Here is a 15,630-nt window from a genome sequence, read left to right on the forward strand (position 1 = left end):
TCACTTAGCTCGAGGATAGTTTACTTTTAGCCCAAGAACAGGCCCGTATTAACCCTCAAAATCAATGGTGATGAAACCTTCATTATTCTTGTTCGCCTGTTTATTTCTTTCTGGTTTTTCTTCTTTTTCCTGTATCAATGTCTATCGAACCACCCTGGATGGAAACGTACATTCGTCTGATGCTTACAGAGGGATCGTTTATCCCAAAAGTATAGATGCTGCAAAACTCCGCCTCGAAGCGCAACGTTTGGAAAAGAGATGGGGCACGGACAGTTCTTACCAGGATCTATCTGATTATGCAGCCGCGTTAATCTACTTGGGCGAATTGGAAAAATCCAAGTCAATCTACCATTTTTTGGAATCTCAGCGACCAGGATCATACGTAACGGCCTCCAACCTGGGAACGATCTACGAGTTGTTAGGAAAACCTGATTCTGCCCATTATTGGATTGCCAGGTCCATGAAGATTAATCCGCAGTCTCATGGAGGGTCAGAATGGATTCACTTAAAAATTTTGGAATTTCAACTCAATCCAGATCGGGATTCCACCAGCTCTATCCTTGGACTCGATTTTGGAAAGGAAGGAATACCGGAGAATATCAAGGGTATCCATCTTATAGAACTCAGGGACCATTTAACCATTCAACTAAAAGAACGAGGCTACTTTGTAAAACCACCAAACTGGATTGTGGGAAACATCTATTTTGATTATGGCAATGTGATTGCTCAAACATTGAACGTGGAAGCGGCATTGGAGAGTTATGAAGAAGCGGCTAAATTCGGCTTTCACTCACCCTTAATGGAGAAACGTGAAAACGCCTTACAATCTTTGGCCTGGAGAGCCAGTTTTAAGAATGGGTGGGATAGAGCGCTTAATGGTGCCCTCGATGAAATCCTGGTGGTTGCGGTTGGTGGTATACTATTTCTGCTCTTTCTTATTTGGGTCGTTAAGTGGAAATTAATGAGGTAAAACATGTTTGGTCTAAGATCTTATAAACCAACGAAAAAGTTAGGCTGGTTTTTTCGCATGTGCCTGTTTATCTGGGTGTTTGCGACTATCCTGGTTTTGGTGGGCAGAGATACCCTCATTCTCGGTACAGCCTTAATTCTGGGACGTCCGTTATGGATTATTGGCGGTGTTTTTTGGTCCTGGTTTATCGATCGCCGCCTAGTTTCTCGCCCTCTAAAGCGGGTGGTTTGGCTACTCCTGGCGCTACTATTGTTAGAATATAGCTGGGTAGGGATTAACCGGGAAAGCTTAGGAGAGCCCGCCACTCCAAAAACTGAAATATCCATAATCACTTACAATCTGTTTTTTAAAAACAAAGCGCCCCAACAGTCTTTAAGCATATTGGAACAGGCCCAGGCAGATGTACTTTTTCTACAGGAGATCACTCCGCAGTGGTATGCTATTTTGGAAAAGAAATTATCAAAATCTCATCCTTATAGAGTTGTATTGCCCTATCGTGGTACCCATGGATTGGCCGTGTATAGTCGATTTCCCTTGAAGCAAATCAAGGTGATGAACAACGATTCAAAGCTGCCATTTGCGCAATGGGTAAGTTTGGAAGTAGCCGGGAGGAAGCTGTTGGCGGTTCATGCTCACCTGGCTTCTCCGGCGGTGGCCGTAGAAAATCCAGATCGGTTTTTCCCATTGATTCATAAAAACCACCAATTGCGAATCGAACAATTGAATCAGATTCAAGAGCAGGCTATTCTATGGGAACCTGACTATTCATCCATCTTTTTAATTGGTGACCTCAATACTACACCTCATGAACCCATATACCGGCAATTAACCGATGATTGGGTAGATGGATTTGAGGAGGCAGGTTCAGGAAACCCTGACAATTTCCCCAATTCGTCACACCTACCGGCGATAACTCGGTTGGACTATGTGATGGCAAAAGGTGAGCTCCAATTCCAAAAAGTACAAGTCTTTAAAGGAGGTAGCTCAGACCACCTGGCTCTTAAAGCGAGGGTAGCTCTGTAATCCACAGTTACTTACGGCCAGTCGGAATAGGGTGGAAAAACAGGAGTCAATTCGTTAATTTAGTTCGTTCTCAAACTTGCGTACATGAACGGATTAAAACGATCTTTCCTGCTTTCAGGAATCACTTTGATGGGCCTGGGCATTTTCTCTTGCCAATCTCCCCAACAGCCCACGGAAACAGTTGAACAAGAGGCAGAATTGCCCCAATCAGGTTATGATTCCATCGCCGCGGCCAAATACGGAGCTGATGCTTATGGAATGAAAAAATACGTCATGGCCTTCTTAAAACGAGGTCCTAACCGGGATTTGGATTCGGCCGAAGCCATGAAACTACAAATGGCACACCTAAAAAACATTGGGCGCCTTGCCGATGAAGGAAAGCTTGCTGTGGCAGGGCCCTTTTTCGGAAATGACGACTTGCGGGGAATCTACATATTCAATGTGGAAACACTCGAAGAGGCTAAAGCTTTAACCGAAACCGATCCGGCCATTCAAAAGGGGAGTCTGGTCATGGAGCTTAAAGAATGGTACGGTAGTGCCGGCTTAATGGCTGTAAACGACATTCATAAAACCCTTTCCAAAAAAGAGGTGACCGAATAAACGGAGGAATTTGAGATGTATACAAAAACAAGATATTCGGTAAAAGACATGATCCGCTGGACCCGGTTAGATCTGTTTACCTTCTTCCTTATTGCCTTTATCCCCACGGTATTATACGATACCTGTGGGCTCACTTGGCTCTATTTGCCCTGGCTTCCCATTGCCATGATCGGTACGGCGGTGGCTTTTATCATCGGTTTTCAAAACAAAGTGACCTATGACCGAATCTGGGAGGCCCGAAAAATTTGGGGCGGCATCGTAAATGTATCACGCACTTGGGGAGCCTTGGTAAAGGATACGGTAACTGGTGAACACGCAAGCCAACCTGTGGATGACGTTCGTTTAAAACAGGAGGTTTCTACTTTAATTCACCGACACATTGCCTGGATGGCGGCCCTGAGGCATTCGATGAGAAGCCCCAAGTCCTGGGAGGTTTTTTTGAGCCATAAAACCAATCGCGAATGGGCCAAAATGATGCATATTCCAGAACGTGAACATACCCTGGAAGAGGACTTGAAACCTTTGCTTTCAGAAGAGGAGTTCACTTATGTTCTTTCCAAAACAAACAAGGCTACGGCGCTACTTGCTATGCAGTCCAAGCATTTGAGAAAGCTGAAAGAGGAAAAACTCATTTGGGAATTTGCCTTCTTAGATTTGGAGGGGCTAATCAAAGATTTGTATGATTTGCAGGGGAAATCTGAACGAATTAAGAACTTTCCCTACCCAAGGCAGTATGCTACATTGAATAGTTTTTTCGTTTGGATTTTGGTATTCTTCTTACCCTTTGGTGTTATTCCTGAGTTTGCCAAAGTCGGGGAGCAGATTGCGTTAAATTTTCCCCGAATTGGAGATTACTTTGTTTGGGCCGCAGTTCCTTTTTCCATGATTGTTTCCTGGGTATTTCATACGATGGAGCGTATTGGTAAAACCGGTGAAAATCCCTTTGAAGGATCGGCCAATGATGTTCCCATTTCGACTATCGCCCGAGGTATTGAAATTGACCTTCGTGAAATGATTGATGAAGATCCTGAGCAAATTCCCAAACCTTATCCATTGGTTCACCATACCCAGATGTAAACCATGGTGGATAATCAGGAAAACTTGCATTTTAGAAGAGCCCTTCGAAAGGATCTGGAATCACTGATAGAAATGCTGGCTGATGATGAACTGGGAAAACTGCGTGAGGATTACCAACTCCCGCTTCCTTCGGCCTATGAAGAGGCATTTGCCAAAATTGATCAGGATAACAATCAACATTTAACCGTGGTGACCAACGACCGCGGAGAGCTTATCGGAATGTTGCAATTGACCTTTATTCCTTACTTGACCTATCAAGGTGGGGTAAGGGCGCAGGTAGAAGGAGTTCGAATTAAGAAATCGCACCGTGGCCAAGGAACAGGTGAACAAATGATGGCTTGGGCAATCGAAAAGGCCAAGCAGGAAGGAGCTCACGTCTTACAGTTAACTACAGATAAATTAAGACCAGATGCCATCCGGTTTTACGAAAAGCTCGGATTCACAGCCAGTCATGAGGGCATGAAATTACATTTACCTCAAAATCTCAAATCATGAAAATAGCAGTAACCGCGGCCAGTGGACAGCTCGGAGGAAGTATCGTTCGTGAATTACTTCAGAACGGTAAGCACGAAGTTGTAGCGGTTGCCAGAACACCAGAAAAAGTGGATATGCCTGGGGTAGAGGTAAGAAAAGGAGATTATGCTCAACCCACCGATTGGCCAGAGGCTCTGAAAGAGGTGGATGCAGTTCTCATTGTATCGGCTAATGGAGAACCTGGACAAAGGATAGGTTGGCACCGAAACATAATTGAAGGTGCCAAGCAAAGTGGTGTTCAAAAAGTGGTATATACCAGCATTATTGGGCCGAGTAGTGGTGGAGCTTTTAGTCCCATTGTTCAAAGCAACCGACAGACCGAAGAAGATATTCAAAACTCGGGCCTGGATTGGGCTATCGGTCGAAATGGGCTGTACATAGAACCTGATTTTGAATATGTAGATAATTACGTGAAAGAGGGCGGTATTATCAATTGTGCAGGACAGGGCAAGTGTGGTTATACCAGTAGAAGTGAGTTAGCCATAGCTTACCGTCATTTGTTGGAAAATGATCAGCATAGCCAGGGGGTGTACAACCTCAATGGAGATCCTGTCTCCCAAAATCAATTAGCAGAGGCGATTAATTCGGTTTTTGGAACCCGACTAAGCTTCAAAGCCATTTCTGTGGATGAGTATGCGGCCGAGCGAAAAGCTGCTCTCGGAGAGTTTATGGGAACGGTAATAGCCGGAATCTATGCCGGAATAGGGGAAGGGGCATTTAATGTGAATTCGGACTTTCAAGAGGTGGTTGGCCGTGCTCATTTGAGCCTTCCAGATATGGCCAGACAATTTCATGGATAATGTAAGTGCTTGAAAATAAGCTTTAAGTGTAGCGGGATTTGGAAATATGAAAAAGTATTTAGATATTTGTCTAAATGTTTAACCGATGAATAACCTCTTTAAAGCACTAAATGATCCCACGAGAAGGGAAATTTTGGAGTTGTTGAAAGACAAGGATTTATCCGCTGGAGAGATAGCCGACCATTTCAACATTTCCAAACCCAGCATTTCTCATCATCTCGATCTACTCAAACGGGCCGATTTAGTGAGTTCCGAAAAGAAAGGCCAGTTCGTTGTGTATTCCATTAATACCAGCATTCTGGAAGATTTATTAACCTGGATAGTTACCCTGAAAAAATAGAAACCATGAAATTAAAAACTGATTTACCGGTATTGGCCTTAGTGGCTGCCCCTTTATTTATCTTGCTCTTATATGGTCTGGTCTTCCTGAAAGTGTACCCATTCATTGGGATGCGGAAGGCAACATCGATGACTGGGGCCCAAAAATCACCTTGCTTCTTATTCCCATATTGTTACCCTTGCTCACCTATGCTGTTTTCCTGATAGTTCCTACCATCGACCCAAAGAAGAAAATCAAGAACATGGGTGGCAAGTTTTATCAGCTTCGATTTTGGATGACTTTGTTTATGTCCGTATTGGCCCTTTACATTCTCTATTCCTCCAAAGAGCAAGCTGCCGCCCCGCCTGATATCCTTTTCATTCTATTAGGTCTCCTGTTTGTGGTTATGGGTAATTACTTTAAAACCATTCGCCCCAATTACTTTCTTGGTATTCGTAGCCCATGGACATTGGAGAACGAACAAATCTGGAGGAAAACCCACTCTTTTGCTGGAACACTCTGGTTAGTAGGAGGGATGGTGATTGTATTGACCGGATTACTGCTTAGCGGAAGTTTGATGATGGTCGTCTTTGTTACGGTTACCTTGATCATAGGCTTGGTTCCTTATGTATATTCGTACCTGCAATTCAAGCAAAAACAAATTACCGATTCATGATTCATATTCAGAATACTATATCAAAAAGCCGGTCCTTCCGGCTTTTTCTTTTTGCATCAATCTCATTTTCTGTACTGGCCTGTTCAGATAACCCACCTCAAAAAACAGTAGAGCCCGTTCAGGAGAATGAAGCTGAAATAAGGGCACTTATTAAACAAGATCCCACCAACAGGTTTGAATCCACTCGGGGATTGATGTCCAATGGCGATTCCATTTCCTTGAATCGCCTGGATACCAGTGCTGTTCAGTTTAGTCCTCTTTCCAAAAAAACGTTGGATTCTTTGATGGCGCCGCATGACAATTGGCACCAAAAGGCACTTTCTCTGGAAACTTACCTTCAAAACCGGTTTAAGGGACAAGTACAAAGAGACTCCAACAACTTGATTTTAAAAATGCTCGACGGTAGCGACTTAACCGTTCGACCCATGGAGCAACACGATGAATTGGCTTTGGCTTTTGAATGGTACTATGAGCAGGGATATTACGTCATTAGGGTGCAAAGAAGCGAAGGCAATCATTATAGACTAATCAACGCCAATAATGGAGAGGACATAACCATGAATGGTCGCCCCATTCTTAATGACGAAGGCACCTATATGCTTCAGATTGGCTGCGATCTCGATGCTCGTTATAGTTTCAACGGGTTTGTGCTACAACCCATGGAGGCCAATAAAGGTGTGCTCATCGAGCGTGAACCCGCGAATTGGGGAGTGGAAGCGGCCAAATGGGTCGGCCCGCAAAAAGTGTTGATGAAATGCCGTTCAGCTATTCCTAATTCAGCCCCGTTTATCATCGAAGCTTCCTGGTAAAACCGCATTGCAATTTTTTGTGGTCTTTCTTACCTTAGCTTATTGATTCTTAAACCAAAAGCATGGCAGTAGATCAGCAGTACCTTGAATTCATTCACGACCAATTGGAAGAATTTGGAGAGTATCAAGCCAAGAAAATGTTTGGCGGAATAGGCTTCTTTTGCGATGGACTCATGTTTGGAATGATTGGTGGGGGCGTATTTCGACTGAAAGCCGATGAACAAAGCCAGGCCCAGTTTGAATCCAGGGCATGAAAAAATTTGATCCTCAAAACAACGGAAAAGGAATGCCGTATTGGGAAGTTCCCTTGGAGGTTGTTGAGAACAGGGAGGAATTGGCTCGCTGGAGTCAAGAAGCCGTTGCAGCGGCCAAAAGGGCTAAGGCGAAATAGCCAAGTGTCTGTTATCCTTTGAATTATAAGTGTAATAAGGTGTGCATTGAGTATCCACTCATGTAATCATTTTGCTGTATCCTTCAAATAATAAGTACCTTTTCCGCATGAAAACAAGACTACTCATTGCCGCAATACTCTTGGGCTTAGGCTCTGCAAAGGCACAAACGCAAGTAACATTATATACCACCTTGGGAGATGTTGTGGTGGAAATGTACGATACACTCACTCCCATAACCTCAGGAAACTTTGTTCAACTGGCTGAAAGCAAGTACTACGATGGAGTCATTTTTCACCGGGTAATCAATAATTTCATGATTCAAGGGGGGGATCCTACCGGTACTGGGTCAGGAGGACCTGGGTATACCATTCAGGATGAATTTGATAGTAGCTTGAGCAACATTCAAAAAACTATTTCCATGGCCAATCGAGGACCTAATACAGGTGGGAGTCAGTTTTTTATCAATTTAGTGAACAATACCTACCTCGATTTCAATAAGGCTCCTTTAACCTCTAAACATGCTGTGTTTGGTATAGTAGTTAGTGGTTTCAATGTGGTACAGGACATTGGTAAAGTTCCTACCAATGCTCAAGATCGCCCTTTAAGTGCTGTGGCCATGGATAGTGTAAGAGTAACCTTTGATCCGGATACCGTTGGAAGCGGTGGTTCAGGCGGCGGCGGTGGCGGCGGTGGAGTCGGTGTTGGAATAGAACAGCATTCAACCGCTCAACTTTTTGAAGTATTCCCCAATCCCATTTCCGGGCAGTCTTTCATCACGATTCACACCGACTTAAAAGCATCTGGGGAGTTGACTCTTATTAATCAGCAAGGTCAGATACTTTTTGGGCAAAAACTGAGTTTATCGCCAGGTTACCAGCAAGTAGAGATAGAAGGATTAAACCAGGTGTCTAATGGCATGTACTATTTGTATTGGAAAACAGGAGCTGAAGAGCGTCATTTTCCTTTGGTAGTAAATAATCATTAATTGTTTAATTGAGTTAATTTAAAATATTGAAAATAAGCTCTTTATTTGTTCTGCTGTTCCTTCTTTCCGGGAGTGCGATAAACGCTCAAACCTATAGGGAATATTACCCCAATGGAACGGTGAAATTGGAAGGTGATACGTTCAATGGAGCCTTCACTTATTTCTATGAATCAGGCGAAGTTTTTCTTACCGGTTTTACCCGCCGAGGAGTCAAAGACAGCATCTGGAATTATTACAACGAACAGAAGTTGCTATCCATGCGAGAAGTATTTCGCGGTGGGCAAATGGCTGTTAAACGTACCTGGAAATATTACCCCGATGGGCAACTGGGAGAAGATTTAAAATTAACTTACTTACGAGCCTCTAATGGTGGTGACTCCACCAACATAACCCGGGAATGGAAATTCTGGTACGAAAACGGAGAGCCGGCAGCGGATCTTATCATTATCAATAACCAAGATATGGGCTCTTCCTACTGGAACCGGAAAGGGGAGGTGATACGAAGAGAAGATTGGTTGATTGAGATGCGGATGGAAGCGGAAAACAAGTAATTTGGCCGATCAAACCAAAAATCATGAAAGAATCAAAATCAATCCCAGACTTTGCCACCATTAACCGCAAAAGCTGGAACGACCGTGTTGAATCACACGTCGATTCTGACTTCTACGATATGCAATCCTTTCTTCAGGGAAAAACATCGCTCAATGAGGAAGAGATTAATCTATTGGGTGATGTGAATGGACTTTCATTGCTCCATCTTCAATGTCATTTTGGTCAGGATACCTTGTCTCTGGCCCGAATGGGAGCAAAGGCTACCGGTGTGGACTTGTCTGACCAGGCCATTAATCAAGCCAAAAAACTCAATGAAGACTTAGGTTTAGATGCCGAATTCGTGTGCTGCAATTTGTATGATTTACCCGAGCATTTAGACGCCCAATTTGATCGTGTGTTCACCTCTTATGGTACCATCGGTTGGTTGCCTGATTTAGAGCCTTGGGCCGCACTTGTGGCTCGATACCTGAAACCAGGAGGGCAATTCGTAATGGTCGATTTTCATCCCACGCTGTGGATGTTTGACGATGATTTTTCGAAAATACAATACCGTTATTTCAATTCTGATCCCATTATCGAAACCCAAACCGGTACCTATGCGGATAGAGAATCAGGAGTAGAAATAAAAGACGTTTCCTGGAATCATTCCATGAGTTCATTACTCACCTCGTTAATGAGACAAGGCTTAGAACTGAGCCATTTCGGAGAATACGACTACTCGAACTACAGCTGCTTCAATCACCTGGAGGAATTTGCACCAGGTAAATTTCGCGTTAAACATCTGGGGAATAAGATTCCGATGATGTACTCCATTGTGGCCACGAAGCCCTTGTAGCTGTTCATAAGTCGATTTTTTGCCCGTTTGAATCCGTTTGTAGAGTGCCTATATTTGGGTAACCATGAACAAACGTCTTCTAACCGTACTAATCTTGACTGCTGTGGTCGCACTTTTTGCCATTTGCTTGTATTGGTGTGGAAGCTGATTTCATGACCCTTACACCCAGTTCCCGATTCACAAAAAGGTCGTTTTTTTAACAATGTCAAAATCAATCTTGGTTGCTAAAAAGATATTGCCGACATTGCGCCCAATACAGAAAATCAAACAGAGATGACATTCGAATTGCAATCTGGTATACCCATATTAGAACGCACACCGATTCTTCTAAACGACTGGCTTAAAAACCTGGATGAAGCCTGGATATTTGAAAATGAGGGAGGGGAGAGTTGGAGCCCCTATTACGTTGTTGGCCATTTACTTCACGGAGAAATAACCGATTGGCTGCCAAGAGCCAAGTTGATCTTGGATAGCCCTGATGAGGTACAAACTTTCATTCCCTTCGATCGTTTTGCCCAACTTGAGATGAGCCGGGGAAAAACCATGGACGAGTTATTGGAAGAATTTGCCGAGTGGCGTGCCCGAAATCTCGAAACCTTAAAATCCTGGCAATTGACGGATAGAGAGTTGGAACTTAAAGCGGTTCATCCTGAATTAGGTGAAGTTACCCTAAGGCAATTGCTGGCCAGTTGGGTAGTACATGACCTTTCTCACATCGCTCAAATTGGCCGGGTTATGGCCAAGCAATACAAAGACGAAGTGGGGCCCTGGGCTATGTACATGCCTTTATTAACCCGATAGTTAGGTCGTTAGGGTTTAGTTTCCATTTGGGTGAAAGGTTTATATTCGCTCAAAATCTAAACCAATGATAATTTACGGATCACGATCAGCTGCCCTATCTTCGGATACCCCTGAAAAACTAATTTGCCCCAATTGTCAAACTGAAGGAAGCACTCGCATTCATGTATTTGGACGCTATGCACATATCTTCTGGATTCCCTTGTTTCCAGTTGGAAGGCCTGCTGTGGCAGAATGTAGCCATTGCCAAGCGGCCTATGACAAAAAAGAAATGACTGCCGAAATGAGGCAGGCGGCTGATGCCTTGAGCTCATCGACGAAAACACCTATTTGGTTTTTTTCCGGATTGGCCGTCATTGCTGTTTTAGCGGGAGTGATTTTCTACACCGGTCAAGTAAATAGTGAAAACAACAAGCGATACATCGAAGAACCCATGGCAGGGGACAAGTATGATTACAAGTCAGGTGATGGCATGTATTCCACCCTTCTTGTAGATCGGGTAGACTCAGATAGTGTTTATGTTTTTGAAAATACGATGCAGGTCGATAAACGCTCTCAATTGCGCAAAATCGACAAGCCCGAGTATTACCCGGAAACTACCTATGGCGTATCTCGTCAAGATGTAAAAGACCTCTTTCAAGACGGAACTATTTTCGACATAGATCGAGACGAATAGGGCTGTTTTTTTTGGGGTAACCTTAATTTAATCAGAGATTTAAAGAAAACAATCGTATCTTTATCCCGCTTATTAAGCTTACAAAACACCTAAACCATGAAATATCTACTGTTTGCCTTAACTGCTCTTTTGTTTACCAGCTGTATTCCAGAAGAAGCACACTGTCCTGAAGATGAAGCTGTTGCGCAAGGTCATGCCTTGGAAGGTCAGCAATGGGAATGGGTCATGTCAACCAATTCGGATGGCACCCGCAACACTCCTGAAAATGGCCACACAACTCTTCTTGAATATTCCAATGGAACTTACACCCGCTACGTAGATGGAGTAGTAATGGAAGAAATGCCTTACACCACCCGTCCTACTAACGGTGACCGTGTGGGCAATCTTATGGATATGGAACATCAAGCTTCCAACACCATTTACTACGAACAAGGAACAGTAAAGCAAACGTACTTTATAGAAGAAACGACTTTAACCCTGCGCGACGAGTGTGATTGCCGCGAACATACCTATCGGGTTTACTAAGTCAGAGAGAATTTAGATTCCGAAGCCCCTTTCCACTGGATTGGGGCTTTTTTTGTGCCTTTTGGATAAGGTTGTTAAGAGTTATCAACCGCATGGTGATCCAGTGAAAAGTCTTTATAATTTAGTTTCAAATTACCGAATCATGCACAAGCAATTCCGTCAGACAGGATGGGCCTTAGTTGGACTCGTTCTCTTTTTTCTATCGGGATGCAACCAACCGCAGGATGTCCCTATTCCAGATCGATTTTACCTGGCTAAGTCCAATTGTTTTGGCGTTATGAAATCGCGAACCGATACTTCTTTTGAAGCCGAACTGATTTGTGACCAATTTCACTACAAATCATTGCACCGGAGTCAAGACTGGATTTGGGAAAAAGAAGGAGATCAGATTCGAAAATTTAAAGTCAAGGAGTTGGCTGATAGCTTAGGAGTGATTTCCAAAGCCATTCCGCTGCGCAGAGATCGATTTAAGCAGCATATTGACACCCTGCATAGCCGAATGATGAGTTTTACTCCAGGAAACTGGAATAGCGCCAAAAGGATGTATACTCTGCGCTATTCCATGTGGGTGGATATTACCGATGTCTTCATCCTGGAAGACTCCATTGAAGTTAACCGTTTTTATCCCGACAACAGCCTAATTGTATACCAGCCTTCCACCGGTGAGGAGGTTTTTCTGGTTATGAGTGATGGGGGAGTGTACGGTATGAAAAGGAAGAGTTTAATGCCTTGGGTGAGAATATGGGGACCATTACCACATTAGATACCATCCATCAAATGAAAGATTTTAGAAAAAGTGCACCAGCACCAAACAATAGACCCGATGAAAAAATTAGCCCTGATTCCACTGCTGTTTCTGATTCTCTTTAGTGCGACTTCATTCAGCCAGGAACAGAAAACAGAACCCTTTATTGAAGTACGTGGTAAGAGTGAGTTGGAAGTAACCCCAGATCGTATCTATCTGTACATCCATTTACGTGAAAAGCCTGAGTCCAAGGAAAAAGTGGATATAAATCAACTCGAAAAGGAATTGAGGAAAGCGCTTAGCGATGCGGGTATAGATTTGTCCAAATTGGTATTAGCGGATGCAAGCACAAGTTACCAGGCCATAAGACGTCGCAAAAAGGATGTGGTCGCCCAAAAGAACTACCGACTGCTGGTCACCACGGCCAATGAAGTAGGTTTGGTGTTTAAGGTTTGTGATGATCTGGATATCAATCAGGCTGGTATTGAACGAGTGGATCACAGCGAAATGGCCCAATACAGAAAGGATATTCGCATTATGGCCATGAAGGCGGCCAAGGAGAAAGCGGATTATATGCTGGAGGCCATTGGAGAAGAAACCGGTCAGGCTTTGGAAGTGCGTGAAGACCACAATTATTTCGGGCAACGCGGAGCTCGTTACAACACCTTGGCCAATGTTATGATGGAAACAAGCGACGGAGGTGGGGGAGACGATTACGGAAGTCTGCCAAATTTGGAGTTCAAATCCATCAAACTGACCAGTGAAGTTTATATCAAGTTTGCTATATCAGAGCGGAAATGAAAGACATAGAGAAGAGAGAAGATATTGAGTTGTTGGTTGATACTTTCTATCAAAAAGTAATTAAAGACCCGGTTATCGGGTATTTGTTTAACGAGGTGGTTCCTTTGAATTGGGAACTACACATCCCCAAAATGTACGATTTCTGGGAGTCGGTTTTACTCGATAGTCAGAATTACCGGGGAAATCCGATGAAGGCACACCTGGACTTGCACGTAAAAGAGGCCTTGAAAAAAGAGCATTTTGATCAATGGTTGGTTCTGTTTGATCAAACCCTTAAGGAGTTATTTTCAGGACCCAAAGCCGATTTAGCCTTAGTTAGAGCGCAGTCTATTGCCACGGTTATTCAGGCCAAGATCTATCAATTTGAAAAGGGCATGGTTGGCTAACGAGCCCACTCCCGACTTTTAGCCATTCTGGCTAAGGCTATTAGGCCTAATCCAATGGCCAGCACAACGATGGGCATGATGATCGTACCAGGACCACTGACGGTCATTAAATCAATAATTAGAAAGTTGTAGGAAAATTGGGCTGCTGCTCCTGCCCAAGATAACCAGAACAAAGGTCCTGCCCATTTTCTTCTAAGCAAAAGGCCAACACAGGCCGCTGAACCACTGAATACGGCTGTCGCAAACGCAGCCGTTACCCAAGCCGGGGTATTGGCCATCAATTCACGTTCCACTTCAGTCATATCGGCCATCATCATTTCAGGATTGTAGGCCTGCATAATGTAAATAACAGCGCCACTCAAATTCCAAAGAAGGGCAAGGGTGGAAACAATCCAATACCAGAGCGGGATTTTTTGAGAAGTAGTCATGTGATAAATGATTTAAGAACAGTAAGATACAATTATTTGAGATTTTGCCTTCCCTTCTCCCATAGTTTGAGTTTCCTCTTTTATCGACAAATTCAAAAAAAATTTTTTCAGCGGTTTACCTTTTTATAACGGCGGGTATAAAGGGGAAACAACATCATTGAACCATGAAAAAGATACTTTTTGGATTATTGTTTCTATCCATTTTTACCGCCTGCGAAACGCCTTCAACTAACCGATCCACCGCCGAAATGGTCCCAGCCATTAACCCGCCCTTGGGAGACGTTATCCCATTTACTCATTGGGAGGTTCCAGCTGACCGCGATACAACACTCGAATTGCCAACAGGAAGTTACGTCAAGGTTCCTGCCCACAGTTTCCAAGATTCCAATGGTCAATTAATTACCGAAGGAAGGGTTCAATTGTCCTTTCGGGAATTTAACCAGGCCTCCGATGTCTTTCTGTCTGGAATTCCTATGATTTACAAAGGACAACCCTTTGAATCGGCAGGGATGTGTGAGTTCAAGGGAATGAATGGAATTCAATTTGCTCCCGGAAAGCAAGTGGAAATTGGACTTCAATCCAGTAGGGCTGACCGAGATTACAACCTGTATTCCTTAAACGAATCCACGGGTGAATGGACCGATATTGGAAAGGACTCGGTGATGGAACCCGAGTCTATCTTAGATTCCTTGCAGGAAACTACGTATGAGCCCAATTACGGATCCTACCAAACCCTGGTGGAAAAAGTGGATGAAGCGCCCATTGTAGAGCCCGCAAAACCATTGAGCAAAAAGGATGCGGCCGGATATTGGGTCATTCAATTGCAGATTGAAGACTTGACCATTTTCCCGGAATTAAGTGTCTACAACGGCGTGGAGTTTAAAGTGCTCGAAGGAAAACAAAACAACCAGGACACCAATGTGACCTGGTTCTCCGCCGATTTGGAAAATACCAATGTTGAGGGCCAATATCAGATCCATTTCATGGGCTACAACCGCATGGGAGAAGCCGAGGAAAGACGCTATCGAGTGGAGCCTGTTTATGAAGGGGAGGACTACGACCTGGCCATGAAAGAGTACAAAAAGAAATTTGCCTCCTACAAAAGAGAAAAAGTCCGTCAAGAAAAATTGGCCGAAGAAAGACAGCGCCAATTCCGATTGGATTCCATCAAAGCAGCCAATAAGTGGCAAGCCGATTCAGCGCGATGGGCTCAGGAACGAATAAGAGATTCCTTAGCCAGAGCGGAAGAGCAAAGAAAGTGGCGAGAAGAAAATCCAGCAGAATATGGCATCACCAGAGCTTTTCAAGTAGGGAACTTTGGAGTTTTCAATTGCGATCGTTTTTACAGACCTGGTGCGCAAAAACGGGAGGTAATGGTTCGATTTGAAAGTGCTGAGGGCTTGGATATGAAGGGAATGAAGTATTACCTTTTGGATAAGGGGAGAAATGCTGTGCTAAGTAACCTGGCTCATAATTGGGTAAATACGATCACGCTCTATTCGGGTATGGATGCTCGAGTGGTGGTCATTACTGCTGACCAACAATTAGCCATCCCTCGCAATGGAGAGCGTTTAATGGATGCGGGGCCAAATGAAGAAGTAACCCTGGTCCTGGATTTTTACGATGTGAGAGGGAAAGAGGAAGAGGAGATTCAAAAATTGCTTCTGTAGCCGGTCAAATGGCCTGAATAACTACATTT

The 15,630-nt window shown here is 43.8% G+C and carries 20 protein-coding genes and 1 pseudogene; 20 read left to right on the top strand and 1 reads right to left on the bottom strand.

The genetic code is table 11. From position 1 onward, the window contains the following. The first annotated feature begins 70 nt into the window (after positions 1–70). From KFE98_16435 to KFE98_16525, 19 genes and pseudogenes are all read left to right on the top strand, one after another. Positions 71–970 carry a tetratricopeptide repeat protein gene (locus KFE98_16435; GenBank protein UTW61586.1) on the top strand — a complete coding sequence of 300 codons (900 nt, stop codon included), beginning with the start codon at positions 71–73 and terminating at the stop codon, positions 968–970. A gap of 3 nt (positions 971–973) precedes the next feature. Continuing rightward, complete coding sequence (locus KFE98_16440) at positions 974–1,993, top strand: endonuclease/exonuclease/phosphatase family protein (GenBank protein UTW61587.1); 1,020 nt, start codon at positions 974–976, stop codon at positions 1,991–1,993. Between the two features lie 129 nt (positions 1,994–2,122). Further along, complete coding sequence (locus KFE98_16445) at positions 2,123–2,593, top strand: hypothetical protein (protein ID UTW64732.1); 471 nt, start codon at positions 2,123–2,125, stop codon at positions 2,591–2,593. A gap of 15 nt (positions 2,594–2,608) precedes the next feature. Further along, on the top strand, positions 2,609–3,670 hold the full coding sequence (locus KFE98_16450) for a hypothetical protein (GenBank protein ID UTW61588.1): 1,062 nt from the start codon (positions 2,609–2,611) through the stop codon (positions 3,668–3,670). 24 nt (positions 3,671–3,694) lie between these two features. Next, positions 3,695–4,165, top strand: coding sequence for a GNAT family N-acetyltransferase (locus tag KFE98_16455; protein UTW64733.1), 471 nt, complete (start codon positions 3,695–3,697; stop codon positions 4,163–4,165). Beyond that, positions 4,162–5,004: an NAD(P)H-binding protein gene (locus KFE98_16460; protein UTW61589.1), complete on the top strand. Its 843-nt coding sequence runs from the start codon at positions 4,162–4,164 to the stop codon at positions 5,002–5,004. Before KFE98_16455 ends, KFE98_16460 begins: the two co-directional genes overlap by 4 nt. A gap of 85 nt (positions 5,005–5,089) precedes the next feature. Further along, entirely contained in the window at positions 5,090–5,344 is a 255-nt protein-coding gene (locus tag KFE98_16465) for a winged helix-turn-helix transcriptional regulator (protein UTW61590.1), read from the top strand. A 31-nt stretch (positions 5,345–5,375) separates the two neighbouring features. Next, entirely contained in the window at positions 5,376–5,999 is a 624-nt protein-coding gene (locus KFE98_16470; GenBank protein UTW64734.1) for an SdpI family protein, read from the top strand. Further along, the gene (locus KFE98_16475; protein UTW61591.1) at positions 5,996–6,808 is read left to right on the top strand and encodes a hypothetical protein; all 813 of its coding nucleotides are present in this window, start codon (positions 5,996–5,998) and stop codon (positions 6,806–6,808) included. Before KFE98_16470 ends, KFE98_16475 begins: the two co-directional genes overlap by 4 nt. Positions 6,809–6,870: 62 nt before the next feature. Next, positions 6,871–7,199: pseudogene (locus KFE98_16480) on the top strand (TfoX/Sxy family protein). Between the two features lie 107 nt (positions 7,200–7,306). Next, positions 7,307–8,185, top strand: coding sequence for a peptidylprolyl isomerase (locus tag KFE98_16485; GenBank protein UTW61592.1), 879 nt, complete (start codon positions 7,307–7,309; stop codon positions 8,183–8,185). Positions 8,186–8,211: 26 nt separating this feature from the next. Next, positions 8,212–8,736, top strand: coding sequence for a hypothetical protein (locus tag KFE98_16490; protein UTW61593.1), 525 nt, complete (start codon positions 8,212–8,214; stop codon positions 8,734–8,736). Between the two features lie 23 nt (positions 8,737–8,759). After that, positions 8,760–9,572: a class I SAM-dependent methyltransferase gene (locus KFE98_16495; protein ID UTW61594.1), complete on the top strand. Its 813-nt coding sequence runs from the start codon at positions 8,760–8,762 to the stop codon at positions 9,570–9,572. Positions 9,573–9,845: 273 nt separating this feature from the next. Continuing rightward, positions 9,846–10,373 carry a DinB family protein gene (locus KFE98_16500; GenBank protein UTW61595.1) on the top strand — a complete coding sequence of 176 codons (528 nt, stop codon included), beginning with the start codon at positions 9,846–9,848 and terminating at the stop codon, positions 10,371–10,373. A gap of 64 nt (positions 10,374–10,437) precedes the next feature. Then, a complete protein-coding gene (locus KFE98_16505; GenBank protein UTW61596.1) occupies positions 10,438–11,046 on the top strand; it encodes a zinc-ribbon domain-containing protein in 609 nt (202 codons plus the stop codon). A gap of 96 nt (positions 11,047–11,142) precedes the next feature. Then, positions 11,143–11,571 (top strand): hypothetical protein, encoded by a 429-nt coding sequence (locus tag KFE98_16510; GenBank protein ID UTW61597.1) that lies wholly within the window; start codon positions 11,143–11,145, stop codon positions 11,569–11,571. 142 nt (positions 11,572–11,713) lie between these two features. Then, positions 11,714–12,334 (top strand): hypothetical protein, encoded by a 621-nt coding sequence (locus KFE98_16515; protein ID UTW61598.1) that lies wholly within the window; start codon positions 11,714–11,716, stop codon positions 12,332–12,334. Between the two features lie 60 nt (positions 12,335–12,394). Further along, a complete protein-coding gene (locus tag KFE98_16520; GenBank protein ID UTW61599.1) occupies positions 12,395–13,117 on the top strand; it encodes an SIMPL domain-containing protein in 723 nt (240 codons plus the stop codon). Beyond that, entirely contained in the window at positions 13,114–13,503 is a 390-nt protein-coding gene (locus KFE98_16525; protein UTW61600.1) for a group III truncated hemoglobin, read from the top strand. Before KFE98_16520 ends, KFE98_16525 begins: the two co-directional genes overlap by 4 nt. On the opposite strand, the gene KFE98_16530 is transcribed toward KFE98_16525, so the two are convergent. After that, entirely contained in the window at positions 13,500–13,931 is a 432-nt protein-coding gene (locus tag KFE98_16530; protein ID UTW61601.1) for a hypothetical protein, read from the bottom strand. The two genes, KFE98_16525 and KFE98_16530, sit on opposite strands and share 4 nt — an antisense overlap. 164 nt (positions 13,932–14,095) lie before the next feature. Here KFE98_16530 and KFE98_16535 point away from each other — a divergent pair, with 164 nt between their 5' ends. Further along, positions 14,096–15,601, top strand: coding sequence for a hypothetical protein (locus tag KFE98_16535; protein UTW61602.1), 1,506 nt, complete (start codon positions 14,096–14,098; stop codon positions 15,599–15,601). Positions 15,602–15,630 lie beyond the last annotated feature (29 nt).

Source organism: bacterium SCSIO 12741 (genome assembly GCA_024398055.1).
Taxonomy (GTDB): domain Bacteria; phylum Bacteroidota; class Bacteroidia; order Flavobacteriales_G; family Salibacteraceae; genus SCSIO-12741.

Excerpts from the sequence above, each read along its gene's own strand:
- KFE98_16435 (UTW61586.1), top strand. The coding sequence starts at position 71 with ATGAAACCTTCATTATTCTTGTTCGCCTGTTTATTTCTTTCTGGTTTT.
- KFE98_16440 (UTW61587.1), top strand. The coding sequence starts at position 974 with ATGTTTGGTCTAAGATCTTATAAACCAACGAAAAAGTTAGGCTGGTTT.
- KFE98_16445 (UTW64732.1), top strand. The coding sequence starts at position 2,123 with ATGGGCCTGGGCATTTTCTCTTGCCAATCTCCCCAACAGCCCACGGAA.
- KFE98_16450 (UTW61588.1), top strand. The coding sequence starts at position 2,609 with ATGTATACAAAAACAAGATATTCGGTAAAAGACATGATCCGCTGGACC.
- KFE98_16460 (UTW61589.1), top strand. The coding sequence starts at position 4,162 with ATGAAAATAGCAGTAACCGCGGCCAGTGGACAGCTCGGAGGAAGTATC.
- KFE98_16465 (UTW61590.1), top strand. The coding sequence starts at position 5,090 with ATGAATAACCTCTTTAAAGCACTAAATGATCCCACGAGAAGGGAAATT.
- KFE98_16475 (UTW61591.1), top strand. The coding sequence starts at position 5,996 with ATGATTCATATTCAGAATACTATATCAAAAAGCCGGTCCTTCCGGCTT.
- KFE98_16485 (UTW61592.1), top strand. The coding sequence starts at position 7,307 with ATGAAAACAAGACTACTCATTGCCGCAATACTCTTGGGCTTAGGCTCT.
- KFE98_16495 (UTW61594.1), top strand. The coding sequence starts at position 8,760 with ATGAAAGAATCAAAATCAATCCCAGACTTTGCCACCATTAACCGCAAA.
- KFE98_16500 (UTW61595.1), top strand. The coding sequence starts at position 9,846 with ATGACATTCGAATTGCAATCTGGTATACCCATATTAGAACGCACACCG.
- KFE98_16505 (UTW61596.1), top strand. The coding sequence starts at position 10,438 with ATGATAATTTACGGATCACGATCAGCTGCCCTATCTTCGGATACCCCT.
- KFE98_16510 (UTW61597.1), top strand. The coding sequence starts at position 11,143 with ATGAAATATCTACTGTTTGCCTTAACTGCTCTTTTGTTTACCAGCTGT.
- KFE98_16515 (UTW61598.1), top strand. The coding sequence starts at position 11,714 with ATGCACAAGCAATTCCGTCAGACAGGATGGGCCTTAGTTGGACTCGTT.
- KFE98_16520 (UTW61599.1), top strand. The coding sequence starts at position 12,395 with ATGAAAAAATTAGCCCTGATTCCACTGCTGTTTCTGATTCTCTTTAGT.
- KFE98_16525 (UTW61600.1), top strand. The coding sequence starts at position 13,114 with ATGAAAGACATAGAGAAGAGAGAAGATATTGAGTTGTTGGTTGATACT.
- KFE98_16530 (UTW61601.1), bottom strand. The coding sequence starts at position 13,931 with ATGACTACTTCTCAAAAAATCCCGCTCTGGTATTGGATTGTTTCCACC.
- KFE98_16535 (UTW61602.1), top strand. The coding sequence starts at position 14,096 with ATGAAAAAGATACTTTTTGGATTATTGTTTCTATCCATTTTTACCGCC.